Origin of the sequence: Kitasatospora sp. NPDC050543, from assembly GCF_044457565.1 — a bacterium.
Classification (GTDB): Bacteria; Actinomycetota; Actinomycetes; order Streptomycetales; family Streptomycetaceae; genus Kitasatospora.
The window spans coordinates 181,768-206,751 of the sequence record NZ_JBITGZ010000009.1 but is presented as its reverse complement, the minus strand read 5'-3'; the positions used below and the strand labels follow the sequence as shown (position 1 = coordinate 206,751).

Sequence of the window (24,984 nt, the reverse complement as noted above, 5' to 3'; positions counted from 1 at the left end):
CCGTCGGCCGCCCGGCCCGGGTGGAGTGGGAAGTCGGCCGGGCCGACTTCCCACTCCGCCCGGGTGGGGTCTCAGACCTCCGGGTAGCGGCGCGGGGTCCAGACGACCTCGGTGCCGTTGCCGCGGCGGACGGCCCGGGTCTGGGAGGAGCCGATGAGCAGGATGGTGCGCATGTCGACCTCGGCGGGGTCGAGCTCGGCCAGGCGGACCGTACGGACGCGCTCGGTGGGGCCGCCGACGTCACGGGCCATCACCACGGGGGTGTCCGGGGCGCGATGCTCCAGCAGCAGGTCCCGGGCCAGGCCGACCTGGGTGGTGCGGGACTGCGAGCCCGGGTTGTAGAGGGCGAGGACCAGGTCGGCGGAGGCGGCGGCGCGCAGGCGCCGGGCCACGACCTCCCACGGCTTGAGCCGGTCGGAGAGCGAGACCACGGCGTAGTCGTGGCCGAGCGGGGCGCCGGCGCGGGAGGCGGCTGCGTGCGCGGCGGTCATACCGGGGACGATCCGGACCGGCACGTCGCCGTACCGCTCCTCGCAGGCGACCTCCAGCACGGCGGTGGCCATCGCGAAGACGCCCGGGTCACCGGAGGAGACGACCGCGACCCGCCGCCCCTGCCGGGCGAGGTCCAACGCGAACTCGGCGCGCTCGGACTCGACCTTGTTGTCCGAGCCGTGCCGGCGCTGGCCGGGCCGCACGGGCACCCGGTCGATGTAGGTGGTGTAGCCCACCAGGTCGTCGGCGGCGGCGAGTTCACCGCGCGCCTCGGGGGTGAGCCAGAGCGGCCCGGCCGGGCCGAGGCCGATCACGACCACCTCGCCCGGCCCGGCACCGGTACCGTCGCCCGTACCGCCTGCGGTGGCGTCGCCGGCCGCGGGCTCGTGCGGGGGCAGCCCGATCCGGCTCGGCAGCACCGCGACCGAGAAGTACGGCACGCTCTCCGGGTCGACCTCGGCCAACGGCGCCGTCCGCTCGGCGGCCATCGTGGCCCGCTCGACGTACTGGGCGTCCTGGAGGCGTCCGGCGCGCTCCAGGGCGCGGCGAACGGTGGGGAAGGTCCGGCCGAGCTTCATGATCACGGCGGAGTCGGTGGACGCGAGGCGGGCGGCGAGCTCCTCCTCCGGCAGGGTGCCGGGCAGGATCGTCAGCACCTCCTCGGCCTCCACCAGGGGCCGGCCGAGGCGGGCGGCCGCCGCACTGACCGAGGTCACGCCGGGCACCACCTCGGTGGGGTAGCGGTGCGCGAGGCGCTTGTGCATGTGCTGGTAGGAGCCGTAGAAGAGCGGGTCGCCCTCGGCCAGCACCACCACGTCACGCCCGGCGTCCAGGTGGGCGGCCAGCCGGGCGGCGGCCTCCTCGTAGAACTCGTCGATCGCGCCGCGGTAACCGCCGGGGTGCTCGGTGGCCTCCGTGGTGACGGGGTAGACGAGCTGCTCCTCGATCTGGCCACCCGTCAGGTAGCGCTCGGCGATGGAGCGGGCGATCGAGCGGCCGTGCCGGGCGCTGTGGTACGCCACCACGTCGGCCTTGCCGATGAGTTCGGCGGCGCGGACGGTCACCAGCGAGGGGTCGCCGGGGCCGAGGCCCACGCCGTAGAGCCGGCCGGTGGCCGATGGCTGAAGATCCGTCACTCTACTTCGCTCGCAATCGCGTTGATCGCCGCCGCCGCCATGGCGCTGCCACCGCGCCGACCCCGCACCACCAGGTGCTCCAGGCCGGACGGGTGCTCGGCGAGGGCCTGCTTGGACTCGGCGGCCCCGATGAAGCCGACCGGTACACCGATCACCGCCGCCGGGCGCGGCGCGCCCGCCTCGATCATCTCCAGCAGCCGGAACAGCGAGGTGGGCGCGTTGCCCACGGCGACCACCGCGCCCTCCAGCCTGGGCAGCCACAGCTCCATGGCCGCGGCGCTGCGGGTGTTGCCCATCCGCTCGGCGAGCCCGGGCACCGACGGGTCGGAGAGGGTGCAGATCACCTCGTTGTCGGCCGGCAGCCGCTTGCGGGTCACACCGCTGGCGACCATCGACACATCGCAGAGGATCGGCGCACCGTCGCGCAGCGCCCTGCGGGCGGAGGCCACCACGCCGGGCGACCAGAGCAGGTCCTCGACCAGGTCGACCATGCCGCAGGCGTGGATCATGCGGACGGCGACCTGCGAGACGTCGGCGGGCAGCCCCACGAGGTCGGCCTCGGCCCGGATGGTGGCAAAGGACTCGCGGTAGATGGCCGCGCCGTCCTTCTCGTACTCGATCACGTGGTCCTCCGGGCCTCGGCCACTGCCTCGGCCATCTGTTGCGTTGTCACTCGTTGCGGGGAATCTGGGGAGCCGGTGGTGGACGGGGGACGCCTGACGGAGACCTCGTACCCGTCCCCGGTGGCAAGTACGTCCACCCACTCGCCGAGGGGGTGGCCGCAGCGCCGTTCGCAGCCGGACCAGTGCACGGGGAGCAGGCGGGCGGCGGACGGCCCGCCCGCCGCCGCCGCTTCGAGGGCCCGGGCGGCCTCGCCCCGGACGTCGGCCAGCGACTTGGCGCAGCCGGGGGTTCCGGTGCAGGCCATCGCCAGCGTCCAGGGGGAGCCGGGATCCAGGCCGAGGCCGGCCGCCGACAGCCGGGCGGCCCGGTCGCGGGCGGCGCCGGCGGTCAGGGCGGGGATCACCACACCACGCCACGGCGTCACCCGGAGCTCACCCTCACCGTCGCCCGCGGCCGTCCCGGCCGCGCGGCCCGCCTCGGCCAGCAGTCGCCACTGCGCGGCGGAGACCCGGCCGAAGCGCAGGCCTACCGAGAGCCCGTAGCGGCCGTCCGGCCCCTCGATCACGCCGAGCCGGGGCAGCGCACCCGCACCGGACCGCGAACCGCGCGGCCCCGCGGGCAGCGGCCCAGCGGCCGTCGGCTCAGCGGGCAGCGGCTGAGCCGCCAGGCCGAGCCGCGCGCCCAGCAGCGCGCCGTCCGGGTCGGCCTCCCGGATCCGCCAGGCCCGCACGCCGCTCGCCCGCAGCAGTTCGAGGAACGCCTCGGCCGCCCGCAGCGCGTACTCCACCTCCCGGCCGGCCGGCACCCGCAGCGCGGTGGCGGACCGTCCGAGCCGCAGCAGGGCGCCGCCGCCGGCCGTTGCGATCAACGTCACATCGGCGTCGAGGCCGGCCACGTCGCCGCGTCCGTCGTCGAGCGCGAACAGGAAGCGGCCCGACAGTCCGGGCGACCAGTCGGCCGCACAGAGCGCCGTGTCCAGCTCGCGGGTCCAAGTACGGGTGTCCGCACGGCCGTTGCCGTCCACGCCGGACAGCGGGGAGGCGACGATGTTGCGCACCCGCTCGTGACGGTCGGAGGGCAGCAGCCCGGCGGCCCGCAGCCGGGTGCCGAGTTCGAGGCCGCAGTCCTCGGGCAGGCCGCGCAGCTGGACGTTGCCGCGCGAGGTGGTCTCCAGGTGCCCGTCGCCGAGCAGCTCGGCGGCCTCGGCCAGCGTGACCACCTGATCGAGCGTCAGCAGACCACCCGGCAGCCGGACTCGGGCGAGCGCACCGTCATCGGCGGTATGTAGACGAAGGGCCCCCGGGCAGGCGTCCTCGCGCGCCCGGTCGGGCACGACGGGCCCGGGAGCTGCGGGGTCGGAGGTCGGTGACATGGCGGCGAGCATACCGATGATCCGACCGGACGCTCTGTCCCGTAGATCACCCTCAGCACCTACTATGCTCCCGGGCGAGCCCTCGCGGGCCCGCTCACGCCAGAGACGGCGCAAAGGGGAGGAAACCGGTGCAAACCCGGTGCGGTCCCGCCACTGTGACCACGGTTCGCCCGTGGGAGCCAGGAACTCCTGCCGTCCTCCACCCTCCCCCGGTCTCCGGCCGGGGGGACCCCCACGGGGCGCGGACCCCGAGGAAGGCTCGACCTATGCGCTCCCGCATGCCCGTGCCCCCGCCCGGCGCTGCCCGCCCGCTCTTCCCCCCTGCCCGCGACCACTCCGCGGCCACCGCCCGGACGAGCGAGGCCCACACCCCGGCAGGCCCTTCGGCCCGGGGCACCCACCAGGCCTGGAGGGCCGCCGCATGATCCTGCTCCTGTCGACCTCCGACACCGACCTGCTCAGCGCCCGCGCCAGCGAGGGCCCGGTGCGCTACCGCCTGGGCAACCCCGCCCGACTCACCGCCGACGACCTGCCCGCCCTCACCGAGGGCACCGACCTCGTGGTGGTCCGCCTGCTCGGCGGCCGCCGGGCCTGGCAGGAGGGCCTGGACGCGCTGCTGGCCGGCCCCCGCCCGGTCATCGTGCTCACCGGCGAACAGGCCCCCGACGCCCAGCTGATGGAGCTCTCCACCGTCCCGGCCGGCATCGCCGCCGAGGCGCACGCCTACCTCGCGCACGGCGGCCCGGCCAACCTGGCCGAGCTCGGCGCCTTCCTCTCGGACACCGTGCTGCTCACCGGCCACGGGTTCGCCGCCCCCGCCTCCGCCCCCGAGTGGGGCCCGCTGGAGCGCACCGCGCCCGCCGAGAACGCCGACGGCCCGGTCATCGCGGTGCTGTACTACCGCGCCCACCACATGAGCGGCAACACCGCCTTCGTCGAGACGCTCTGCCGGGCCATCGAGGACAAGGGCGCCCGCGCCCGCCCGCTGTACTGCTCCTCGCTGCGCGGCGCCGAGCCCGAGCTGCTCGCCGAGCTGGGCAAGGCCGACGCGATCATCACCACGGTGCTCGCCGCCGGCGGCACCCGCCCGGCCGACGCCTCGGCCGGCGGCGACGAGGAGGCCTGGGACGCGGGCGCGCTCGCCGCCCTGGACCGCCCGATCCTCCAGGCACTCTGCCTCACCTGGTCGCGCGCCGCCTGGGAGGCCAGCGACGACGGCCTCTCCCCGCTGGACACCGCCACCCAGGTCGCCGTGCCCGAGTTCGACGGCCGCCTGATCACCGTCCCGTTCTCCTTCAAGGAGCTGGACGAGGACGGCCTCACCGTCTACGCCGCCGACCCCGAGCGCGCCGCCCGGGTCGCCGGCATCGCCGTCCGGCACGCCCGGCTGCGGCACATCCCGCCGGCCGAGCGCCGGCTCGCGCTGGTGCTGTCCGCCTACCCGACCAAGCACGCCCGGGTCGGCAACGCGGTCGGCCTGGACACCCCCGCCAGCGCCGTGCGGCTGCTCACCCGGCTGCGCGCCGAGGGCTGGGACATCGGGCCCGTGGACGGCCCGGCCGCGCTGCCCGGCCTGACCCCGGCCGAGGGCGACGACAGCCACGAGGGCGACGCGCTGATCCACGCCCTGATCGCGGCCGGGGGCTACGACCAGGACTGGCTGACGGAGGACCAGCTCGCCCGTAACCCCGTCCGGATCCCCGCCGCCGACTACCGCCGCTGGTACGCCACCCTCCCCGAGGGCCTGCGCGGCGAGGTCGAACAGCACTGGGGCCCGCCGCCCGGCGAGCTGTACGTCGACCGCAGCCGGAACCCGGACGGCGACATCGTGCTGGCCGCCCTGCGGGCCGGCAACCTGCTGGTGCTGATCCAGCCCCCGCGCGGCTTCGGCGAGAACCCGGTGGCGATCTACCACGACCCCGACCTGCCGCCCTCGCACCACTACCTGGCCGCCTACCGCTGGATCGCGGCCGACCAGGAGGACGGCGGCTTCGGCGCCGACGCGGTCGTCCACCTCGGCAAGCACGGCAACCTGGAGTGGCTGCCCGGCAAGACCGCCGCGCTGTCCGCCGACTGCGGCCCGGACGCCGCCCTCGGCGACCTCCCGCTGATCTACCCGTTCCTGGTCAACGACCCCGGCGAGGGCACCCAGGCCAAGCGCCGCGCCCACGCCACCCTGGTCGACCACCTCGTCCCGCCGATGGCGCGCGCCGACTCCTACGGCGACATCGCACGCCTGGAGCAGCTGCTGGACGAGCACTCCAACATCGCCGCGATGGACCCGGCCAAGCTGCCCGCGATCCGGGCCCAGATCTGGACGCTGATCCAGGCCGCCCGCCTGGACCACGACCTCGGCCTGGACGAGCGCCCCGAGGACGACGGCTTCGACGACTTCCTGCTGCACGTCGACGGCTGGCTCTGCGAGGTGAAGGACGCCCAGATCCGCGACGGTCTGCACGTCCTGGGCCAGGCCCCCGCCGGGGTGGACCGGGTCAACATCGTGCTGGCCATCCTGCGCGCCCGCCAGATCTGGGGCGGCGTCGCCGCGCTGCCCGGCCTGCGTGAGGCACTCGGCCTGGACGAGTCCGCCCCGACGCTGGCCGCCACCGACACGGCCGAGGCCAAGGCGCGCGAGCTGGTCGAGGCGATGGAGGCCGAGGACTGGGCACCGGAGGCGGTGGAGAAGGTCGCCGCCGGGCTGCCGCAGGCCGTCGGCGAGGTGCTGGACTTCGCGGCCCACCAGGTCGTGCCGCGCCTCGCCGCCACCACCGACGAACTGGACGCGGTGCTGCACGCACTCGGCGGCGGCTTCGTCAAGGCCGGCCCGTCCGGCTCCCCGCTGCGCGGGCTGGTCAACGTGCTGCCGACCGGCCGCAACTTCTACTCCGTCGACCCCAAGGCGGTGCCCAGCCGGCTCGCCTGGGAGACCGGCCAGGCGCTGGCCGCCTCCCTCGTCGAGCGCTACCGGGCGGACAACGACGGCGCGTACCCGCCGTCGGTCGGCCTCTCGCTCTGGGGCACCAGCGCGATGCGCACCGCCGGCGACGACATCGCCGAGGCCTTCGCCCTGCTGGGCGTGCGCCCCGTCTGGGACGACGCCTCGCGCCGGGTCACCGGCCTGGAGCCGATCCCGCTCGCCGAACTCGGGCGCCCGCGCATCGACGTGACGCTGCGGATCTCCGGCTTCTTCCGCGATGCCTTCCCGCACGTGGTCAACCTGCTGGACGACGCGGTGCGCCTGGCCGCCCGCCAGGAGGAGGCGGCGGAGGAGAACTTCGTCCGCGCCCACGTCCAGGCCGATCTGGCCGTCCACGGGGACGAGCGCAAGGCCACCGTCCGGGTGTTCGGCTCCCGCCCGGGCACGTACGGGGCCGGCCTGCTCCAGCTGATCGACAGCCGGGACTGGCGCACCGACGCCGACCTGGCCGAGGTCTACACCGTCTGGGGCGGCTACGCCTACGGCCGCGACCTCGGGGGCCGCCCGGCCCGCGAGGAGATGGAGACGGCGTACAAGCGGATCACCGTGGCAGCGAAGAACACCGACACCCGCGAGCACGACATCGCGGACTCGGACGACTACTTCCAGTACCACGGCGGCATGGTGGCCACCGTCCGCGCGCTCACCGGCAAGGCCCCGACCGCGTACATCGGCGACTCCACCCGCCCGGAGACCGTCCGCACCCGCACCCTCACCGAGGAGGCGGCCCGGGTCTTCCGCGCCCGGGTGGTCAACCCGCGCTGGATCGAGGCGATGCGCCGGCACGGCTACAAGGGCGCCTTCGAGATGGCGGCCACCGTCGACTACCTGTTCGGCTACGACGCCACCACCGGCGTGGTCGCGGACTGGATGTACGAGAAGCTCACCCAGGAATACGTGCTCGACACCACCAACCGGGAGTTCCTCGCCGGCGCCAACCCCTGGGCGCTGCACGGCATCAGCGAGCGGCTGCTGGAGGCCGCGAGCCGCGGCCTGTGGGCCGAGCCGGACCCGGAGCTCATCGAGCAGCTCCAGGCGGCCTTCCTGGAGACCGAGGGCGACCTGGAGGGCGAGGGCTGAGACCGCCCCGCGCCTGCGCACCGATGCCTGAGGTGCGGGCACGCGTGTGACTGTGTGCCGCATGTGACGCGTGAGATGCCTGCCGCCGGAGCGATCCGGCGGCAGGCATCGTCATGCCGCCCGACGGGTCCCGGGGCCGGCGGTCGGCACCGGACTTCGGACGCTCGGTACCGGACGTCGGACGGTCGGTGCCGGACTTCGGGCGGCGTCATCACGCGGCCACCGGATTCACACCCGCCGGCGGCCCGGCAGCCTGGTGGCAATCCCTCCCGGAGCGGACAATCGGAGGATGTCGCTCCGCGCCGCCCTCGCCCAGCCCGCCCGGCCCCGCACGCTCAGGTCGGCCGCGCTGGCCTCCGGCGCGCTGCCGGTGCTCTGCTTCCCCGACGCCGGCCTCGGGGCCCTGGCCTGGATCGCGCTGGTCCCCGGCCTGCTGCTGATGCAGCACGCCCCGACCGGCCGGGAGGCCGCGATCCGGGGCTGGTGCTTCGGCGCGGGCTTCATCCTGGTCGCGATGTACTGGCTGATCCCCTCGATCGGCCCCGGGCTGCTGCCGCTCGCCGTCCTGTTCGGTGCCCTCCAGTGCGCCGTCGGGCTCGCCGTCCACCGGCTGCTGCATCCGCCGCTCACCGCCCGGCGGGCGCTGGCCGCGCTGCTGGTCGTCCCGTCCGTCTGGCTGAGCACCGAGTTCGCCCGCTCCTGGCACGCGCTGGGCGGGCCCTGGGCACTGCTGGGCGCCACCCAGTGGCAGCACCCCGCCGTCCTGGCGCTCGCCTCGCTCGGCGGGGTCTGGCTGGTCAGCGCCGCCGTGGTGGCCGCCAACACCGGCGTGGTGATCCTGCTGAGCACCCGGCGCCCGCAGCTTCAGGCGCTGGCCGCCGGCGCCACCGCCACCGTGCTGCTGGCCGGGCCGCTGCTGTTCGCCCTGCGCGCCGCGCCCGACCCGGACGGGACCGCGACCATCGCCCTCGTCCAGCCCGGCGTGGTCGAGGACGCCGGGCAGCGCTTCGACGCCGGGGCCCGGGCCACCGAGGCGCTCGCCGGACAGCCGGTGGACCTGGTGGTCTGGGGTGAGAGCAGCACCACCGCCGACCTGGAGCGCGACCGCGCCACCCTGGCCCGGCTGCGGGACCTCTCCGCCGTCACCGGCGCCCAGCTGCTGGCCGGCGAGGACGCCCGCAAGGCCGACAGGCGGATCTCCAAGGACGCCGTCCTGATCGACCCGGGCGGCGTCGTGGACCGCTACCGCAAGATCCGCCTGGTGCCGTTCGGCGAGTACATCCCGCTGCGGCCGCTGCTGGGCTGGATCGCGGGCGTCAGCAAGGCGGCGGGCGAGAACCGCGCCCCCGGCAGCGGGTTCCACCTGCTGCCGAGCATCGACCGGCACGGTCGGCCGCTGCCCGTCGGGGCGCTGATCTGCTTCGAGTCGGCGTTCCCCGACATGGCCAGGGCCGCCGCCGACGACGGCGCCCGGCTGCTCGTCTACCAGTCCGCGACCTCGACCTTCCAGCACACCTGGGCACCCGACCAGCACGTCTCGCTGGGTGCGCTACGGGCCGCCGAAACCGGCCGCCCGGTCGTCCAGGCCGCGCTGACCGGGGTCTCGGCCGCCTTCGACGCGCAGGGCCGCGAGCTGGCGCGGCTCGGCACCGACCGGACGGGCGCGCTGACCGTACGGATGCCGCTGGTCTCCCCGCAGACGCTCACCCTGTACGACCGGATCGGTGACGTGGTGCCGCTGGCCGCCGTCGCCGTCACGGCCGTCGCCGCGGCCGCCGCGCTCCGCGCCCGGCGCCGGCCCGGCCTGCCCGCCCAGGACAGTGCGGACTCGGATCAGCCCTCGGTGCCGGCGAGGTAGCGGATCAGCGCTCGGTGCCGACCGGGCGGCCCCGGTACCGGCCAGGTCGCCGATCAGCCCTCGGTGCCGGCCAGGTAGACGCCGAACGCCGCCCCCTGCGGGTCGCGCAGCACGGCGATCCGCGGGCCCTCCGGCACCGAGGTGGGCGCCATCAGCACCTCCCCGCCGAGCCCGGCGGCCCGCTCGGCCGTCAGGTCCACGTCCGCGACCGCGAAGTACGGCACCCAGTGCGGCGGCAGCTCGGGCGGGAACCGGTCGTCCATCGCGAGCATGCCGCCGAAGTCGGCGCCGGCCAGACCCCACTGGGTGTACGTCTCGCCCGGGGTCACCGACCAGCCGAAGACCCGCATGTAGAAGGCCTTGGCCGTCTCGGTGTTCCGGGTCAGCAGTTCCACCCAGCCGAGCGAGCCCGGCTCGTTGAGCACCCCGGCGCCCGCGAAGGCGCGGGCCTGCCAGAGCGCGAAGACCGCGCCGGAGGTGTCGGCGACCACCGAGAAGCGGCCGAGGTCGAGCACCTCCATCGGCTCCAGCATGACCCGGCCGCCGGCGGAGGTGACCCGGCCCGCGGCGGCGTCCGCGTCGTCGGTCGCGAAGGAGACCGTCCAGGCCGTCGGCTGGTCCGGCGCGAACAGCTGGGTGAGGCCGGCGGCCGGCCGGGCGTCGAGCATCATGACGGTGTAGCCGCCGGCCTCCTCACGGGGGTCGGTCTCCGGCCGCCAGCCGAACAGCTCGGCGTAGAACCTCTTGGCGGCGGGCGGGTCGGCGGTACCGATCTCGGCCCAGCAGGGCCCACCTGTGGTGACGCTGGTGATCTTCATGGCTCTGGATTCCCTTCCGGCTCGGCCACCCTCGGGCTCAGCCGACCTCGATGACCAACTTGCCCCGCGCATGCCCCGCCTCGACCAGGGCCAGCGCCTCGGCCGTGTGCTCCAGCGGGTAGACCGCGGTGACCTGCGGGTCGAGCGCGCCGGACTCGACGAGGCCGGCCAGCGCGGTGAGCGTGCTCCCGGTGGTGGAACGCCGCACGAACGCCCCGCCGAGCCCGGCGGCGCCGTCCGGGTCCACCGTGCTCACCAGCTTGCCGCGGTCGGCGAGCACCTCGGCGGCGGCGCGGAGGTCCGGCCCGCCGATCAGGTCCAGCAGTCCGGCCACCCCCTCCGGTACGGCGCTGCGGATCCGCTCGGCCACCCCCTCCCCGTACCGCACCTGGAGGGCGCCGAGCGACTCCACGAAGGCCCGGTTGGCATCGCTCGCCGTGCCGACCACCCGCAGGCCCCGGCTGCGGGCGATCTGCGCGGCCGCGCTGCCCACCCCACCGGCGATGCCGAGCACCAGCAGGGTCTGCCCGGGGGCGAGGGCGAGCTGGCGCAGCGCGTCGTCCGCGGTGGCGGCGGCCACCGGCAGCGCCGCCACCCGGGTGAACGGGACGCCGGGCGGCTTGTGCGCGGCGGTGTCGGCGGCGAGCAGGGTGTGCTCGGCGTAGGCGCCGGCGAGCGCGATCCCGAAGACCTCGTCGCCGACGGCGAAGCCCTCCACGCCCTCACCGAGCTGCTCCACCACGCCGGCCGCCTCCTGGCCCAGTACGGCGGGCAGCTCGCGGTTCCTGCCCAGCAGGCCCCGGCGGATCTTCCAGTCCACGGGATTGACCCCGGCGGCCCGGACGGCGATCCCCAGCCTGCCGGGCCCCGGCACGGGGGCGGGCCGGTCCAGGAACCCCTGGTGCTCCGGCCCGCCGTAGTCGCGGAATCCGAACGCCTTGGACATCGTGCTCCCTCACGTCGGGCGGTCTGGCCTGGTGGCGTACCTCCCGTCCAGCTTGCGGCGGGACGGGCGCGGGGGCACGGCGGCGGTGGACCGAACGGGCGGGGGCGGGCCGGAGGGGCGGGCCGCGCGGCGGGGTCGGCGGGCAGCACCAGTGGCTGGGGCTCGCTGCGCAGGGCGGGGCGCGGGGGCCCGGCGTACGGGCAGTCCGCGCGCGGGCCGGCCGGGGTGAGCGGTTCCGCCGTCACGAACCGTCCACCTCATCCTCGGCCCGGGTCAGATCCTGCGGCCGGACGAAGGTCTCCACGCCGCCGTTGACCGGCCGGACGGGAACCCGGCCCGCGCACAGGTCGTCCATGACCACCATCGGCCTGCCCCGGTACTCCACCCGCTCGCCCTTCACGGGCCGCCATCGGCACTCGCTCACCGGGCCCACGGCTCCAGCTCGTCGAAGAAGCGCGCTGCGCGGCCCCGGATCCCCTCGCTCCCGCGCAGTTGCAGCGTCGCCACGCAGACGCCGACCTGGGTGACGACCAGCGGGCTCAGGTAGCCGTCCTCGCGCAGGTCGCGCACGACGTCACCGACGCGCGGAAGCCACCGCGCCGACCGCTGGTGACCGGTCGGCAGCATGGGCCGGGGTGGCGGATCGGGGAGCGGGCCGAGGGCGGGCAGCACAGGGTACCTCCGGGCGAGCGATCGCGTGACGGGAACGGGGAACGGCTTGTTCCGTCCGTCCACCAAGTGTCACGCTGTGCAACACCGGTGACCAAGGGTTGCCACAGGACAGACCCGGAGTGTCAATCGTCTCGGGGAGGGCACATGGCGGTGCGCAGGCAGCGGAGGACACCGGACGGCGGAACGACCCCGGCGGAGGTCTGGGGCGCCGAGCTGTACCACTGGCGGTGGACGGTCCGGGGCATGTACCAGACCGCGCTGGCCGAGAAGATGCACTGCGACCCCTCGTACCTGAGCCAGTTGGAGAACGGCAAGCGGTCGGTGAAGGAGAGGTTCGCCGAGCAGCTGGACGCCGCACTGGACACGGGCGGGGCACTGACGCGCCAACTCGCGTACCTGCGCCAGGGAATCTCGGACTACCACCCGAACTGGTTCCGGCAGTACGTCGAGCTGGAGGGCAAGGCGGTGGCGATGCGGGAGTGGCACCCGTACTTCATGTCCGGACTGCTCCAGACCGAGGAGTACGCCCGGGCGGTCTTCACGCTCCATGGCGAGCCGCCCATCCGCGTGGACGAGTTGACAGAGGCCCGACTGAGCCGCCAGGAGCGGCTGTACGGGCCGGATGCTCTTGATCTCACAGTTGTCATGGACGAAGGCGTGCTGCGCCGCGTAGCCGGAGACATCACCACCACGGCAGGTCAACTCCGCCATCTACTCGACCTCTCGCGGCGGTCGAACATCGCCCTGCACGTGGTGCCGTTCGGGGCTGGAACCCCTGGCCCCGGCAGTCTGATGACGTTCCTCGATCTCCCCAACCGATCCCGCTGGTTCTACACCGAGAGCCTTGAGCGCGGCTTCTGCACCGACGACCAGACCGAGGTCATGCAGCAGTCTCATCAGTACGATCGGATCCGGTCCAACGCTCTGTCAGCGCAGCAGTCCCGCACGCTGATTCGCCGCATCATGGAAGAACTGATCAACATGAAGCCGCAGCCCACTGCCCCCAACTCCGTCTCCTGGTTCAAGGCCAGCTACTCCGGTGGGGGCAATGGCGGTTGCATCGAGATCTCCACCGACCTGCTCCCTCTCGGCCAGGTCCCCATCCGAGACAGCAAGGACCCCGACGGCCCCAACCTCCTCTTCCCCACCGAAGCCTTCGCCGACTTCCGCCGCGCCGTCGCCGCCGGCGAATTCACCGACGGCGAGCAGTACGTCACCCCCTGACCCGCCTCACTTCGTGGCGCCCTCCCGGGCCGGGGAGGGCGCCACGAAGCGGTGTCTCGCGGTCGGCAACATCCCGGACCGCGAGGACGCGTTCCGAGTGCCTGCGCGGCCGGCGCAAGCCATCAGGGAGGCATGCGATGTCGCAGAGCGGAACACGGATTGACGAACTGCTCAGGAGCACCCAGCAGTCCGCCGTCCACCTGGAGATGCGGGACGGCTACATGCAGGATGACCCGGCCCTCCACGCATGGCGGGCCGGGCTTCGACTGGACCCGCAAGACCGCGCATCCTGGTGGCGGCCATGGCTGGACGTGATCACCGAAGCGACAAGCCGAGGCGTCGAGATCCGGCGGGCCAGGATCGTCTCCGAGCCGGTGAGCGAGTACATCAGGTACGAGTATGACGTGACCTTCCCCAACATCGCGGCCGCCGAACAGGTCCGGTGGGCTGCCGAGGCGTAATGCCTCGGACATCGCACTTCCGGGCAACGACTTCTGGCTGTTCGATGGCAAGCTCGTCCGGTGGGGACACTTCTCCGGCGACGGCGACTCCCTCGGCGGTGAGCTCACCCAGGACCCGGCGGCGGCCAGGCTCTGCGACGAAGCCTTCGAGACGGTGTGGGCCAGGGCGATCCCACACGAGAGCTACAGCATCTGAACCACGGCGACAAGGCATCGAGCACCGGACCCATCCTCATCAGCCATGGCCTACACGCCGTCATCAAGCGTCGTCGCCGCCCGTAAGGCCCTGGCCGTACGCCTCCGCGATCTTCGGAAGGACGCGGGCCTCACCGGGCGTGCCCGGCACCCGGGCGGCGGCACCGGCGCAGACGGGGCGGGTCCGGGCGGAGTAGGAACGGGCGGCCGCGATGAGGCCGAAGCCCAGACCGCCGAAGCCCACGCCGCCGAACAGGACCATCCAGGTAACCCCGGAGCCGGTGGTGAACGCGCCCGACGGTTCCATCCTCGGCAGCACTCCGGTGGCCGTGAGCGGGGCGTAGACCACCGGGAAGACCCCGTACACCGACAGGCCTGCGGCACTCAACCAGGCCGGCAGCAAGGGCAACAGGCGCGGGACTCGCCGCCCCGCGAGGACCAGTGTCCAGCGTGGGAACACCTGCCCCCACCGGTACAGCAGACCCAGCAGCAGGAAGCCCCCGGCCATCGCGGCCAGCACGGTGACGTCGATGCCCACCGATGCGAGTGCCTTCGCGAACCCCGACGAGCCCGCGTTCACGTCCCGCCACCCCTGCGCCGTCACGCCGAGCGCATCACCGCCCAGCGTCCAGACGGTCTTGACCCCCGCCCACGGCAGGAGCCCGCACATCAGCAGGTAGACCGTGACCCGGGTCCGCTTCGAGGCGACGGACGGGACGGGGTGGGCGAGAGGACCGTCGAAGCCACCCGCGTGGTCCTGCCCGCATCGCGGGCACCTGCCGCGGCGCCGCCGACGGTACGAGAGTGCGACGAGGATCAGCAGAGCAGCCCCCACCGCGCTCAACAGGTCATGTGCCAGGCCGGTGGCGCTCTCCACCCCGGAGAGCGCCATCAGCGACACGAAGTACGCCGGCAGGCTGGCCATACCCATCGTGAAGACCGGGACTGCCAGGATCAGCGCCGCCGCCACCATCACTCGGCCGCGCCTGGCGAGCGTCCGGGTGGTGGCGAGACAGGCTGCTGCGGCCAGCACGGCGACGGCTGCCAGGAACACCTGGACCGCCGGCGCGTACGCGGCGTCCGGCGACCAGGGCACGGTGGCACCCGAGGCGGACCAGCTGACCTCGATCCCGGCGAACAACACGCCCCACCCGGCGGCGGCGTGCGGTGCCCACCCGGGCCAGCGCCGCAACCACACCCGCCACCCCGCGGCCTCCATCGGCGGGCCGGAGCCCGCAGTCGCCTGCGATTGTGTGGGAACAGTCACCGTTACCTCCCGTGCCGCACTGCTGACACTCAAAGGCTCCCGGGCCGCCGTACGGCTCACATCCGCCGCGCGGACCATCCGCGTAGCTCGCACGAGGGATGCACGAAGGGCCACTCCAGCCCAGAATCGTGATCTTCAAGGCCGAGGTGCGGCCTGACGGCTCGGGCGGTGGTACGCCCCGCGCCTTCCGCTGACGACCGGGCGCTCAGCTGACGGGAGGGCCGAACCACTTGGGCAGTTGGCCGAGCAGGTCCTGCTGGTCCTCACCGACCCACGCCACGTGGCCGTCCGGGCGCAGCAGCACCGCGGGCACGTCCAGTTCCTCGCTGACGTCGACGACGTGGTCGACCCGGTCCGCCCAGCCCTCCACCGAGAGCCGGCCGGTCTGGTCGAGCAGAAGGCCGCGGCCGCCGTGCATCAGCTCGTAGAGGCGCCCCTGCTTCAGCTTCACGTCCCGCATCCGCCGGCCGAGCAGTTCATGGCCCTCACCGAAGTCGTAGCGGACCCCGACCGCGGTGATGATCCCGGTGACGTACCGGTTCACCTCCTCGAAGTCCATCAGCGTCGAGAACAGCTCCCGCAACGCCGTCGCACCCGGATCTTCCCCCAGCAGCACCATCTGCGCCCGGGTGTTCTCCAGTACGCGGGCGCCCACCGGGTGCCGTTCGGCGTGGTAGCTGTCCAGCAGTCCCTCCGGTGCCCAGCCGTTGACCGCGGCGGCCAGCTTCCAGCCGAGGTTGAACGCGTCCTGCACACCCAGGTTGAGCCCCTGCCCGCCGGTCGGCGGGTGGATGTGCGCCGCGTCGCCGGCCAGCAGCACCCGGCCGACCCGGTACCGCTCGGCCTGCCGGGTGGCGTCGCCGAACCGGGACAGCCAGCGCGGCGAGTGCACGCCGAAGTCGGTTCCCGCGACCGCCCGCAGCTGCTTCCTGAACTCATCGAGGGTCGGCGCGGTCGCCCCGCCCTCGGCCACGCCCTCGGCGGGCACGACGACTCGGTACGTCCCGTCCCCGTTGGGGATGGTGCCGAACCGCTGTTGGGTCTTGCGGACCTCCTCGACGACGGCGGCCACCGTCGCCGGATCCTCGGTCATCTCCATGTCGCCCAGCAGCGTCTCCACCTTGGCGGGCTCGCCGGGGAAGCCGACGCCGAGCAGCTTGCGCACCGCGCTGCGGCCCCCGTCGCACCCGACGAGGTAGCGCGACCGCAGCCGCGTGCCTCCCCCGCCGGCTACGCCCTCATTGGCGGGGGTGCCCCCACTCGCCAGCTCGACACTCACCCCGTCCTCGTCCTGGCTCAGCCCGACCACCTCGCAGCCGCGCCGGATCTCGGCGCCGAGTTCGAGCGCACGCTCGTTGAGCAGCCGTTCGGTAACCGGCTGCAGGGTGGAGAGGCCGAACGGGTGAGCGGTGTCCAGTCGATCCGGCCACGGCTTGAGGATGCCGCCGAAGAGGCCCCCGACCTGGAACTTCTCACTGACCGCGAGGAACCGGTCCAGCAGGCCGCGCTGGTCCATCAGCTCGACGCTGCGGGTGTGCAGGCCGCGTCCGCGGGACTCCTTGGTCGGCTCGGTCAGCCTCTCCAGTACGACCACCTGCACGCCGTGCAGCCGCAGCTCGCCGGCCAGCATCAACCCGGTCGGTCCACCGCCGACAACGATCACGTCGATCATCACAAACCCCCATGTACTTCCGCAGCTTCCGGCTTCGACTGGCGATTCTGCGGCACCACCCGGGTCTTGCCGCAAGCCCCCCGGTGCGCTATACCTTGAGAGTGGCAAGGAGTGGGTGACCTCCTTGCCTTTGCCTTTGTCCTCCGCTGTCCTCCGCGCCTGACCTGCCCCGCATCGTGGCGCCCTCCGATGGTGGCGAGGGCGCCACCATGCGGTGTCCCACTCGGACCTGGACGAGCCGGCGGAGCGCCTGCCCCGGTGGTCAGTTCTCCAGGCGGACCGGCATCAGTAGCGAGAAGGTGTCCTCGGTGTCGGTCCGGCGGATCGCCAGGGGCGCCGTAGGGGTGCCGAACTCCAGGATCAGTTGGTCCCGCGCTCCGGCGGCGAGGGCGTGCAGCAGGAACTCGCGGTTGACGGCGATGCGGCCCTGGTCGTCGTCTCCGTCCTCGCAGACGGTCACCACGCCGTCGGCCGCCACCTTGAGCAGGCTGAGGTCGCAGGACACGCCGTCCTGCTCGCGTACCTCGCTCGCACGGACGGGGCCGGCTTCCACCGCTTCCCGGAAGGCCGGGACATCGACGAGGGCACGGCGCCCTGCCGGCAGGCGGACGAGGCGGCGGTAGTCGGGGAAGTCGTGATCGAGGCACTGGCCGGCCGCCTGACCGCCCCCCGTCTCCAGGGCCACGCGGCCACCGTCCACGGTGAGCCGGACGGATCCGTCGTCGCTCAGCAGCGCCCGCATGGCGTCGGCGAGCGGGGACGGCACGATGACCTGAACACGGGGCCCGCCGTGCCCGGTGGTCCCGGCTTGTGCGACAGCCATCCGGTACCGGTCGGTGGCCACGACATGGAGCGCCTCACCCTCGATGTCGAACAGGACACCGCCGAGCATCGGCAACTCCGGGTCGGTACCGGCGGCGAAGCGGACCGCGTCCAACGCGGCGGCCAGCTCAGGCGCGGAGACAGCCAGCCGGACGGTGGCGGTGCGGACCATGGTCATGGGATTCTCCCTGCATTCGAGTAGCGCTCGGAGCGTGGAGAACTCGCTGCGCGCATCGGACAGCCCGAGTTCAAGGCGGCGCAGGTGTGCCTGAAGCAGCTTCCGCACCAGGTGCGTGTCCGCGCTGGACCAGCCGGCCAGTACCAGCCGAATGTCCGCCAACGGCATACCCGCCCGGCGCAGCCTGGCGAGCAACCGGGACTCCTCCAGCTGCTCGGGGCCGTACCAGCGGTAGCCGCTCACCGGATCCACCCAGGCCGGGACCAGCACGCCGGCACCGTCGTAGAACCGCAGGGCGCTCACGCTCAGTCCACTGTCCCGGGCCATCTCACCGATACTGCGCATCTCGCTCTCCACACCCAGAACTCTGAGCCCTCCACCAGGTCGAGGGTCAACAGCCGGCCGACTCGACCACTGAACACCATGCGGGCGCAGAGGCGAGGCCGGCCGACGGAGCTCGGGCAGGACGAACGGGCCGTGCCGACATGCGCGCTGGTCAGAGCTGGACCATGCCGGGGCCCGCTCCGGTGTGCGGGCCGCTCCGATCGACCCACGGGGGCCCGGCCGGCCGATGGCCCGGCCGGGTCCTTGTGAATGCGCGCCGGTAGTCCGTGGGCGGTACGCCGACGCGGGCGGTGAAGTGGCGGCGAAGGTTGGCGGCACTGCCCAGGCCGCTGCGCTCGCCGATCTGCTCGACAGGCAGGTCGGTCGCCTCCAGCAGTGACTGTGCGCGGGCCAGGCGCTGGTTGAGCAGCCATTGCAGCGGGGTGGTACCGGTGACCGCCTGGACGCGCCGGAAGAAGGTACGCGGGCTCATCCGGGCGCGCCGGGCGAGGTCGTCCACGGTGAGCGGGCGGTCGAGGTTGGCCGTGGCCCAGTGCAGGACCGGCGCCAGGCCGTCGTCCTCCGTGACGGGCACCGACAGATCGACGAACTGCGCCTGGCCGCCCGGCCGATGGGCGGGCACCACCATCCGGCGCGCGAGCTGGTTGGCGACGTGCGCGCCGAGGTCGCGGCGGACGATGTGCAGGCAGAGGTCGAGCCCGGCGGTCACGCCGGCGCTGGTGAGCACGTCCCCGTCATCGACGTAGAGCACGCTGTCATCGACGGTGACGCGCGGGTAGCGGCGGGCCAGGTCGGCGGTGTGGGTCCAGTGCGCGGTGGCCCGGCGCCCGTCGAGGATTCCCGCCTCGGCGAGGGCGAAGGCGCCGGTGCAGAGCGACACCATGCGCGCTCCGGCGTCGGCGGCGGCGCGCAGGGCCGTGATCAGCTCCCCCGGCAGTTCACCGCCCTGCTCGACGACCGCCTCCGGTACGGACGGCACGATGACGGTGTCCGCACCGGCCAGGCCGTCCCAGCCGTGCGTGGCGCGCAGGCCGAAGCCGAAGCCGGCAGCGGAACCGCCCGTGCCCGGCCCGCCGTCCGCCGCGCACAGGCGCAGGTCGTACCAGGAGTCGGCGAGTTCCGGCTGCGGGGTGCCGAACACGGCGCAGGTGATGCCGAGTTCGTACAGGTCCCAGAACGGGATGTCGGCGTGGTCGATCACTGCGACTGCGACGGATCCAGGGCTCATGGCTCGACAGCCTATGGCAGGAATCGTGCGGCAGAAGGCATTCCCGCCACTGTCCGGGTCTGCCAAGCGCTGCGAGTCTGGGGCGTGTTGACGATCAAGCAGCACGTACGAGGAGACACCGTATGACCCGCGAAGCAGTCACCGTCCTCGGCCTCGGGGCGATGGGAACCGCTCTGGCCGACGCGTTCCTGGCCGCAGGCCACCCCACTACCGTGTGGAACCGCTCCCCCGCCCGGACGGAGGCCCTCGCCTCGCGGGGCGCCCTCCGCGCGGACACCGTCGCCCACGCACTGGCGGCCGGCCGGTTGGTCGTCGCCTGCGTGCTGGACTACGCGGCACTGCGCGAGCTGCTCGCCGGCAACGAGGAGGCACTGGCGGGGAAGGTGCTGGTGAACCTCGCCTCCGGCTCGCCCGAGCAGGCCAGGGAGACGGCCGGGTGGGCCGCCGGGTGCGGGTTCGAGTACCTGGACGGCGCCATCATGATCACTCCGCCGGGAATCGGGAAGCCCGAGTCCATGCTGCTCTACAGCGGCTCACCCGAGGCCTTCGAGCGGCATCGCGGCACACTGGCCGCTCTCGGCGACCCGCTCGACCTCGGCCCCGACGCGGGGCTGGCCTGCCTCTACGACACCGCCCTGCTCGGCCTGATGTGGTCCTCCCTCAGCGGCTGGCTGCACGGCACCGCGCTGGTCGGCGCGGACGGCGTACCCGCGAGCACCTTCACGCCCGTCGCGAACCGCTGGCTCTCCGGGGCCGTCACCGGCTTCCTCACCCGCTACGCCCCGCAGGCCGACGCCGGCGACTACCCCGGCGACGACGCCAGCCTGAACGTCCACCTCGCCGCGATGGAACACCTGCTGCACGCCAGCCGCGCCCGCGGCATCGACACCGCGCTGCCCGAACTCTTCCAGCGGCACGCCGAGCAGGCGATCGCCGCCGGCCACGGCGCGGACAGCTACGCCCGGCTGATCGAGGAGCTCACCCGATGAGCACGACGACACCCTGGAGCCGGCTGCTCGCCGGGACAGCCGACTTCTCCACCACGCTGCTGGAGCAGGCCGCCGACCAGGACTGGTCCCTGGGCGCGGCCGACAGCGACTGGACCTGCCGCGCGACCCTCGACCACCTGGCCCTCGGCATCCTCGGCTACGCCGGTCTGCTCATCGCCCGCCCCACCGACCGCTACATCACCCTGTTCGGTTCCCTCGACCCGGCCGCCCCCGTCCCCGACTGCCTGGAGGGCCTGAGGATCGCCACCACCATGCTGGCCTCCGCCGTCCGCGAGGCCACGCCCGACGCCCGCGCCTGGCACCCCTGGGGGCACTCCGACCGGACCGGCTTCGCCGCCATGGGCATGGTCGAACTGCTCGTCCACACCCACGACATCGCCCGTGCCCTCGGCCTCGACGGCACACTCCCCGACGGCCTCGCCGGGCCCGCTCTCGCCCGTCTCTTCCCGGACGCACCTCCGGGACACGGCCCGGGCGAGACCCTTCTCTGGTCCACCGGCCGCACGGTCCTGCCCGATCACCCCCGCAAACCGGCCGGGCGGTGGCGCTGGCACGGCGAGCTCCCCCGACCCTAGGGCGAAGGACGGGCTCACTCCGGCCCTGCACCGCGCGCGACCGCTCCCGCCGTCACACCGACGGGGTGCCTCCGGCCAGCTGTTGTTCAAATTGGAACTACAAGGTACGGTCAGGCAGGTCAACCGGTTCGAAGCTGAACCAATTCCTGGAGCATCGGAGGCCCGGCATGCCGAACCCCGGCAACGCCACTGTGCGCTCGCGCGTGCGCATCCCGCTGACCTTCCCGGACGGCTACCGGGCCGAGGCCGAGGTGTTCACCTTCCACGGCCTGGCGGACGGCGCCGAGCACCTCGCCCTCGCGTTCGGCGAGGTCCCGGAGACCGGCACCCCGCTGGTACGGCTGCACTCCGAGTGCCTCACCGGGGACGTCTTCGGCTCCGACCGCTGCGACTGCGGGCCGCAGCTGCGCGAGTCGGTGGAGCGGATAGCGCAGACCGGCGGCTACCTGCTCTACCTGCGCCAGGAGGGCCGCGGCATCGGGCTCTACAACAAGCTCGACGCCTACGCGCTCCAGGACTCCGGTCTGGACACCTACGAGGCCAACACCGCGCTCGGCCTGCCCGAGGACGGCCGCGACTACACCGCCGCCGCCCAGATGCTCACCACGCTCGGTGTCAGCGGTATCGACCTGCTCAGCAACAACCCCGACAAGGCCGCGCAGCTGACGGAGCTCGGGATCCGGATCGAGCGGCGGGTGCCGACCGGCGTGCACCTGTCCGACAGCAACCTCCACTACCTGCGGGCCAAGGTCGAACACACCGGCCACTCCATCGCCCTGGCGGGCCCGGCCCACTGACCCGCTGCCCCGCCGACCCCGGGAGGCGCGCACGGGAGCGGGGCCGCGGGCGGGGCCAGGGGCGGACGCGGGGCTCCTGAAGGTGCCGGGGCCCGGCGAGGAGTGCACCCTGGACTGGAAGGGGTGCGCTTCGTCGAGGGAGGATGCCCGATGCCGATCCAGCACCGGCGGCCGCGATGACCGCCCCCGCCACCGTGCCCGTCACCGTCATCGGCGCCGGACCGTACGGGCTCGCCACCGCCGCACACCTCAAGGCCCGGCGGGTGCCGGTCCGGGTGCTGGGTGAGCCGATGGACAGCTGGCGTTCACGGATGCCGGTCGGGATGTACCTCAAGTCCACGCCCCGGGCGTCCAACATCTCCGACCCGGACGGCCGGCACCGGCTCGGCGACTACCGCGCCGAGCAGGGGCTGGCACCGGTCGGCGATCAGTACCCGGTGCCCATCGAGGAGTTCATCCGCTACGGCGAGTGGTTCCAGCAGCGCTGCGTACCCGAGGTGGAGCGCTCCTCGGTGGTCCGGATCAGCTACCGGCCCGGCGGCTTCGTCCTCGCCCTGGACACTGGCGAGGAGTACACCAGCCGCGCCGTCGTGCTGGCCACCGGCCTGCCCCCGTACGCCCGAGTGCCGCAGGTGCTGGCCAAGCTGTCGGCGGACGGCCTGCTCTCGCACACCTCCGAGCACGCCGACCTGACACCGTTCGCCGGCCGGCGGATCGCCGTGATCGGCGCCGGGCAGTCCGCGCTCGAAGGAGCGGCGCTGCTGCACGAGGCCGGTGCCTTCCCCACCCTGGTGGCCAGGACCAACCACCTGGTCTTCGGCGTCCCGCCCGAGACGGACCACAGCCAGGACCGGCCGCTGGCCACCCGGCTGCGCGAGCCCGGCTCGAACCTGGGGCCCGGCTGGACCCTGGTCGCGTACGCCCGCGGCCCGGCCGCCTTCCGCCTGCTGCCGGACGGCACCAGGGCGCACCTGGTCAGGACGGTGCTGGGCCCGGCCGGCGCCTGGTGGCTGAAGGAACGGGTGGAGGGCCGGATCCCCACCCTGACCGCCCACACCGTGCGCACGGCCGAGGCGAGCGCAGGGCGCGCCCGGCTGCGCCTCAACGGCCGCACCGACGAGCTGGAGGTGGACCACGTGCTGGCCGCCACCGGGTACGGCGTGGACGTCGAGCGGCTGACGGTGCTCGACGAGAGCCTGCGCCGGGCGATCCGGCGCACCGACCAGGGGGCGCCCCGGCTCTCCCCCGGCTTCGAGTCCTCCGTGCCGGGCCTGTACTTCACCGGCCTGTCTGCGGCGGACACCTTCGGTCCGGTGCTGCGCTTCGTCTGCGGTACGGACTTCGCCGCCCGCCGCACCAGCCGCGCGATCGCCGCCGCGAACGGCCGCTGAGCGGGCGGGAGCAGGCAAGAGGTCCTGGGCGGCTAGCCAACCGGCATCGGCACAAAGACCCCTGACGAAGCGGCACCGACGGGCGTGAGGCGGCGGATCGGGCGAGGGCCTGCTACCGTCCGGCCATGACAACCAAGGCATCACGCACCGGCGGTGAGAAGGAAACCCTGCTGGACGGTCTGGACCGGCACCGCGACGCCGTGCTCTGGAAGCTCGACGGCCTCGACGACGAGGCGCTGCGCCGTCCGATGACCCCCTCCGGGACGAACCTGCTGGGCCTGGTGAAGCACCTCGCCTCCGTCGAGTACGGCTGGTTCTGCGAGACCTTCGGGCGGCCGGTCGAGCCGCTCTGGTTCGATCCCTTCACCGACGAGGACATGAGGGCGGCGCCCGACGAGAGCACCGCCTCCATCGTGGAGTTCTACGGCCGGGCCCGTGCCGCCGCGGACCGGTCCGTCGACGAACTGCCGCTCGACGCCCTCGGCACGTCCTGGAACGGCACCACGGTGTCGCTGCGGTGGGTGCTCGTCCACATGCTGGAGGAGACCGCCCGGCACGCGGGTCACATGGACATCCTGCGCGAGTTCATCGACGGTCGGACCGGCGACCGGCCACAGAGCTGACCGCGTGCAGCAGCACCCGGCCGCCGAACCGGGCCGCCTCGGCGACGGCGGGCCCGAGGTCGTCGCGGCAGAGCCAGGCGCGCTCGGTGCCCCGGCGGGGGCGGAGGTCGCGCGGCGGGCGCCGTTCGCGCCAGGCGGTGACCGCCGTCGACATCAGGTCGAGCTGGCCGACGGCGAAGCTGCGGGACAGCTGGGCGCCCTGCGGCACCGGGCGGCCGGTGAGCGACAGGTGCAGGGCGCGCAGCACGTCCACGCCGTCCTCGGTCTCGAACAGCCGGAACTGCGCGCCCGTCCTGGGGTTGAAGTCGACCAGCTTGTACCGGCCGTCGCGAAGGTCGAGCCGCCAGTCCAGGTCGGCGACGCCGCTGTAGCCGATGCTGCGGCACAGGTCGGCGGTGAGGGCGGCGAGTTCGGGGTTGGGCAGGGCGCGGGCCCGGGTGGTCACGCCCTGCTCAGGCGGCCAGGAGCGCAGTTTGAGGCCGGTGAAGAGGGTCCGCGGCTCGCCGCCGGGGCCGCAGCAGAGATGGGTGAACCAGTCCTCGGCCTGTTCGCCCGGCAGGTACTCCTGAGCCAGGACGGACGGGCCGGCCTCGCCGTCGCAGTCCGCCAGGGCGCAGGCCGCGAGGAGCTCCGCCTCGTCCTGAACGACGGTGGTGTGGCCCACCACCGGGCGGCTCAGCCGGGTGAACGGCTCCAGGTTCTTCAGCACCACCGGGTAGCCCCAGCGCCGCGCGGCCGCGATCAGGGCGGCGCGGTCCGCCGGGGCGCAGGAGCGCGGTGTGGGGGTGCCGGCGGACCGGCAGATCGAGTGCAGCTCGCCCTTGTTGGCCAGCCGCCGGGGCAGGCCTGCGGGCACCGGGGGCAGCAGGAAGTGCTTGGACAGTTCCCCGGCGTGCTCGGCGAGCAGGACGGCGGACTCGTCGTCGGTGGACACCGCCACGGTGGGGCGGCCGATCTCGCGGCCCAGGGCCATCATCCCGGCGACCAGCTGCTCGGGCGACTCCCGGCCGGTGCTGGGCCGGATGAAGGCACCGGTCAGGTAGCGGGAGACGGCGGTCGGGGTCAGCCGGTCCTCGACCATCGCGTAGACCGGCACGCCGACACGGCCGAAGGTGCGGACCGCACCCACGGCACTGTGCGACTGCGGGTAGTGACCCACCTTCACCAGCAGCACGGGGACCTCGCGGTCCAGTTCGGGCCGGTTGCGCTCCATGACGGCTT

At 73.7% G+C, this 24,984-nt stretch carries 20 protein-coding genes, 1 pseudogene and 1 riboswitch; of the genes and pseudogenes, 9 read left to right on the top strand and 12 right to left on the bottom strand.

What is annotated here, in order from left to right:
- Positions 1-71 precede the first annotated feature (71 nt).
- The 3 genes from ACIBH3_RS14485 to cobG are packed head-to-tail and all read right to left on the bottom strand — an operon-like array spanning position 72 to position 3,624.
- Positions 72-1,628: a precorrin-2 C(20)-methyltransferase gene (locus tag ACIBH3_RS14485; protein ID WP_396312270.1), complete on the bottom strand. Its 1,557-nt coding sequence runs from the start codon at positions 1,626-1,628 to the stop codon at positions 72-74.
- Positions 1,625-2,251, bottom strand: coding sequence for a precorrin-8X methylmutase (locus tag ACIBH3_RS14480; protein ID WP_396312269.1), 627 nt, complete (start codon positions 2,249-2,251; stop codon positions 1,625-1,627). Before ACIBH3_RS14480 ends, ACIBH3_RS14485 begins: the two co-directional genes overlap by 4 nt.
- Positions 2,248-3,624 (bottom strand): precorrin-3B synthase, encoded by a 1,377-nt coding sequence (cobG, locus tag ACIBH3_RS14475; protein ID WP_396312268.1) that lies wholly within the window; start codon positions 3,622-3,624, stop codon positions 2,248-2,250. The genes ACIBH3_RS14480 and cobG overlap by 4 nt, the downstream gene beginning before the upstream one ends.
- Before the next feature lie 89 nt (positions 3,625-3,713).
- Positions 3,714-3,836, top strand: a riboswitch (cobalamin riboswitch).
- A 209-nt stretch (positions 3,837-4,045) separates the two neighbouring features.
- Here cobG and cobN point away from each other — a divergent pair.
- Together cobN and lnt are read left to right on the top strand one after the other, a co-directional pair.
- Positions 4,046-7,681: a cobaltochelatase subunit CobN gene (gene cobN, locus ACIBH3_RS14470; protein WP_396312267.1), complete on the top strand. Its 3,636-nt coding sequence runs from the start codon at positions 4,046-4,048 to the stop codon at positions 7,679-7,681.
- 289 nt (positions 7,682-7,970) lie between these two features.
- Positions 7,971-9,539, top strand: a complete 1,569-nt coding sequence (gene lnt, locus ACIBH3_RS14465) for an apolipoprotein N-acyltransferase (RefSeq protein WP_396312266.1) — start codon at positions 7,971-7,973, stop codon at positions 9,537-9,539.
- A 53-nt stretch (positions 9,540-9,592) separates the two neighbouring features.
- On the opposite strand, the gene ACIBH3_RS14460 is transcribed toward lnt, so the two are convergent.
- The 4 genes from ACIBH3_RS14460 to ACIBH3_RS14445 form a co-directional block, all read right to left on the bottom strand.
- On the bottom strand, positions 9,593-10,357 hold the full coding sequence (locus ACIBH3_RS14460; RefSeq protein WP_396312265.1) for a VOC family protein: 765 nt from the start codon (positions 10,355-10,357) through the stop codon (positions 9,593-9,595).
- Between the two features lie 37 nt (positions 10,358-10,394).
- The gene (locus ACIBH3_RS14455; protein WP_396312264.1) at positions 10,395-11,303 is read right to left on the bottom strand and encodes an NADP-dependent oxidoreductase; all 909 of its coding nucleotides are present in this window, start codon (positions 11,301-11,303) and stop codon (positions 10,395-10,397) included.
- 241 nt (positions 11,304-11,544) lie between these two features.
- Positions 11,545-11,727 (bottom strand): hypothetical protein, encoded by a 183-nt coding sequence (locus ACIBH3_RS14450; protein ID WP_396312263.1) that lies wholly within the window; start codon positions 11,725-11,727, stop codon positions 11,545-11,547.
- Positions 11,724-11,873: a hypothetical protein gene (locus ACIBH3_RS14445; RefSeq protein ID WP_396312262.1), complete on the bottom strand. Its 150-nt coding sequence runs from the start codon at positions 11,871-11,873 to the stop codon at positions 11,724-11,726. The genes ACIBH3_RS14450 and ACIBH3_RS14445 overlap by 4 nt, the downstream gene beginning before the upstream one ends.
- A 246-nt stretch (positions 11,874-12,119) precedes the next feature.
- On the opposite strand from ACIBH3_RS14445, the gene ACIBH3_RS14440 reads away from it, so the two are divergent.
- On the top strand, positions 12,120-13,199 hold the full coding sequence (locus ACIBH3_RS14440; protein WP_396312261.1) for a Scr1 family TA system antitoxin-like transcriptional regulator: 1,080 nt from the start codon (positions 12,120-12,122) through the stop codon (positions 13,197-13,199).
- A 137-nt stretch (positions 13,200-13,336) separates the two neighbouring features.
- Positions 13,337-13,856, top strand: a pseudogene (locus tag ACIBH3_RS14435) (DUF6879 family protein).
- A 63-nt stretch (positions 13,857-13,919) separates the two neighbouring features.
- Here ACIBH3_RS14435 and ACIBH3_RS14430 read toward each other — a convergent pair.
- The 4 genes from ACIBH3_RS14430 to ACIBH3_RS14415 all read right to left on the bottom strand — a co-directional run bounded on the left by ACIBH3_RS14430 (position 13,920) and on the right by ACIBH3_RS14415 (position 19,367).
- On the bottom strand, positions 13,920-15,122 hold the full coding sequence (locus ACIBH3_RS14430) for a hypothetical protein (protein WP_396312260.1): 1,203 nt from the start codon (positions 15,120-15,122) through the stop codon (positions 13,920-13,922).
- A gap of 205 nt (positions 15,123-15,327) precedes the next feature.
- Positions 15,328-16,794 (bottom strand): rifampin monooxygenase, encoded by a 1,467-nt coding sequence (rox, locus tag ACIBH3_RS14425; RefSeq protein ID WP_396312259.1) that lies wholly within the window; start codon positions 16,792-16,794, stop codon positions 15,328-15,330.
- Positions 16,795-17,056: 262 nt separating this feature from the next.
- Positions 17,057-18,139, bottom strand: coding sequence for a MerR family transcriptional regulator (locus ACIBH3_RS14420; protein ID WP_396312258.1), 1,083 nt, complete (start codon positions 18,137-18,139; stop codon positions 17,057-17,059).
- A 151-nt stretch (positions 18,140-18,290) separates the two neighbouring features.
- Positions 18,291-19,367 (bottom strand): GlxA family transcriptional regulator, encoded by a 1,077-nt coding sequence (locus tag ACIBH3_RS14415; RefSeq protein WP_396312257.1) that lies wholly within the window; start codon positions 19,365-19,367, stop codon positions 18,291-18,293.
- A gap of 122 nt (positions 19,368-19,489) precedes the next feature.
- Between ACIBH3_RS14415 and ACIBH3_RS14410 the strand changes: the two genes are divergently transcribed.
- The 5 genes from ACIBH3_RS14410 to ACIBH3_RS14390 all read left to right on the top strand — a co-directional run bounded on the left by ACIBH3_RS14410 (position 19,490) and on the right by ACIBH3_RS14390 (position 23,763).
- Complete coding sequence (locus ACIBH3_RS14410; protein WP_396312256.1) at positions 19,490-20,356, top strand: NAD(P)-dependent oxidoreductase; 867 nt, start codon at positions 19,490-19,492, stop codon at positions 20,354-20,356.
- A complete protein-coding gene (locus ACIBH3_RS14405) occupies positions 20,353-20,952 on the top strand; it encodes a maleylpyruvate isomerase N-terminal domain-containing protein (protein WP_396312255.1) in 600 nt (199 codons plus the stop codon). Before ACIBH3_RS14410 ends, ACIBH3_RS14405 begins: the two co-directional genes overlap by 4 nt.
- Before the next feature lie 167 nt (positions 20,953-21,119).
- Positions 21,120-21,749 (top strand): GTP cyclohydrolase II, encoded by a 630-nt coding sequence (ribA, locus tag ACIBH3_RS14400; protein WP_396312254.1) that lies wholly within the window; start codon positions 21,120-21,122, stop codon positions 21,747-21,749.
- A 143-nt stretch (positions 21,750-21,892) separates the two neighbouring features.
- The gene (locus ACIBH3_RS14395) at positions 21,893-23,140 is read left to right on the top strand and encodes an FAD-dependent oxidoreductase (protein WP_396312253.1); all 1,248 of its coding nucleotides are present in this window, start codon (positions 21,893-21,895) and stop codon (positions 23,138-23,140) included.
- A 125-nt stretch (positions 23,141-23,265) separates the two neighbouring features.
- Positions 23,266-23,763: a DinB family protein gene (locus ACIBH3_RS14390; protein ID WP_396312252.1), complete on the top strand. Its 498-nt coding sequence runs from the start codon at positions 23,266-23,268 to the stop codon at positions 23,761-23,763.
- Here the strand turns inward: ACIBH3_RS14390 and ACIBH3_RS14385 are convergent.
- A complete protein-coding gene (locus ACIBH3_RS14385; protein ID WP_396312251.1) occupies positions 23,726-24,976 on the bottom strand; it encodes an ATP-grasp domain-containing protein in 1,251 nt (416 codons plus the stop codon). The genes ACIBH3_RS14390 and ACIBH3_RS14385 overlap by 38 nt on opposite strands.
- Between the last annotated feature and the right edge of the window lie 8 nt (positions 24,977-24,984).

Bases quoted from the DNA above. Each gene is read 5' to 3' on its own strand.
- ACIBH3_RS14390 (WP_396312252.1), top strand. From the start codon at position 23,266: ATGACAACCAAGGCATCACGCACCGGCGGTGAGAAGGAAACCCTGCTG.
- ACIBH3_RS14415 (WP_396312257.1), bottom strand. From the start codon at position 19,367: ATGAGCCCTGGATCCGTCGCAGTCGCAGTGATCGACCACGCCGACATC.
- ACIBH3_RS14460 (WP_396312265.1), bottom strand. From the start codon at position 10,357: ATGAAGATCACCAGCGTCACCACAGGTGGGCCCTGCTGGGCCGAGATC.
- cobN (WP_396312267.1), top strand. From the start codon at position 4,046: ATGATCCTGCTCCTGTCGACCTCCGACACCGACCTGCTCAGCGCCCGC.
- cobG (WP_396312268.1), bottom strand. From the start codon at position 3,624: ATGTCACCGACCTCCGACCCCGCAGCTCCCGGGCCCGTCGTGCCCGAC.
- ribA (WP_396312254.1), top strand. From the start codon at position 21,120: ATGCCGAACCCCGGCAACGCCACTGTGCGCTCGCGCGTGCGCATCCCG.
- ACIBH3_RS14410 (WP_396312256.1), top strand. From the start codon at position 19,490: ATGACCCGCGAAGCAGTCACCGTCCTCGGCCTCGGGGCGATGGGAACC.
- ACIBH3_RS14405 (WP_396312255.1), top strand. From the start codon at position 20,353: ATGAGCACGACGACACCCTGGAGCCGGCTGCTCGCCGGGACAGCCGAC.
- ACIBH3_RS14420 (WP_396312258.1), bottom strand. From the start codon at position 18,139: ATGCGCAGTATCGGTGAGATGGCCCGGGACAGTGGACTGAGCGTGAGC.
- lnt (WP_396312266.1), top strand. From the start codon at position 7,971: ATGTCGCTCCGCGCCGCCCTCGCCCAGCCCGCCCGGCCCCGCACGCTC.
- ACIBH3_RS14395 (WP_396312253.1), top strand. From the start codon at position 21,893: ATGCCCGATGCCGATCCAGCACCGGCGGCCGCGATGACCGCCCCCGCC.
- rox (WP_396312259.1), bottom strand. From the start codon at position 16,794: ATGATCGACGTGATCGTTGTCGGCGGTGGACCGACCGGGTTGATGCTG.
- ACIBH3_RS14455 (WP_396312264.1), bottom strand. From the start codon at position 11,303: ATGTCCAAGGCGTTCGGATTCCGCGACTACGGCGGGCCGGAGCACCAG.
- ACIBH3_RS14385 (WP_396312251.1), bottom strand. From the start codon at position 24,976: ATGGAGCGCAACCGGCCCGAACTGGACCGCGAGGTCCCCGTGCTGCTG.
- ACIBH3_RS14440 (WP_396312261.1), top strand. From the start codon at position 12,120: ATGGCGGTGCGCAGGCAGCGGAGGACACCGGACGGCGGAACGACCCCG.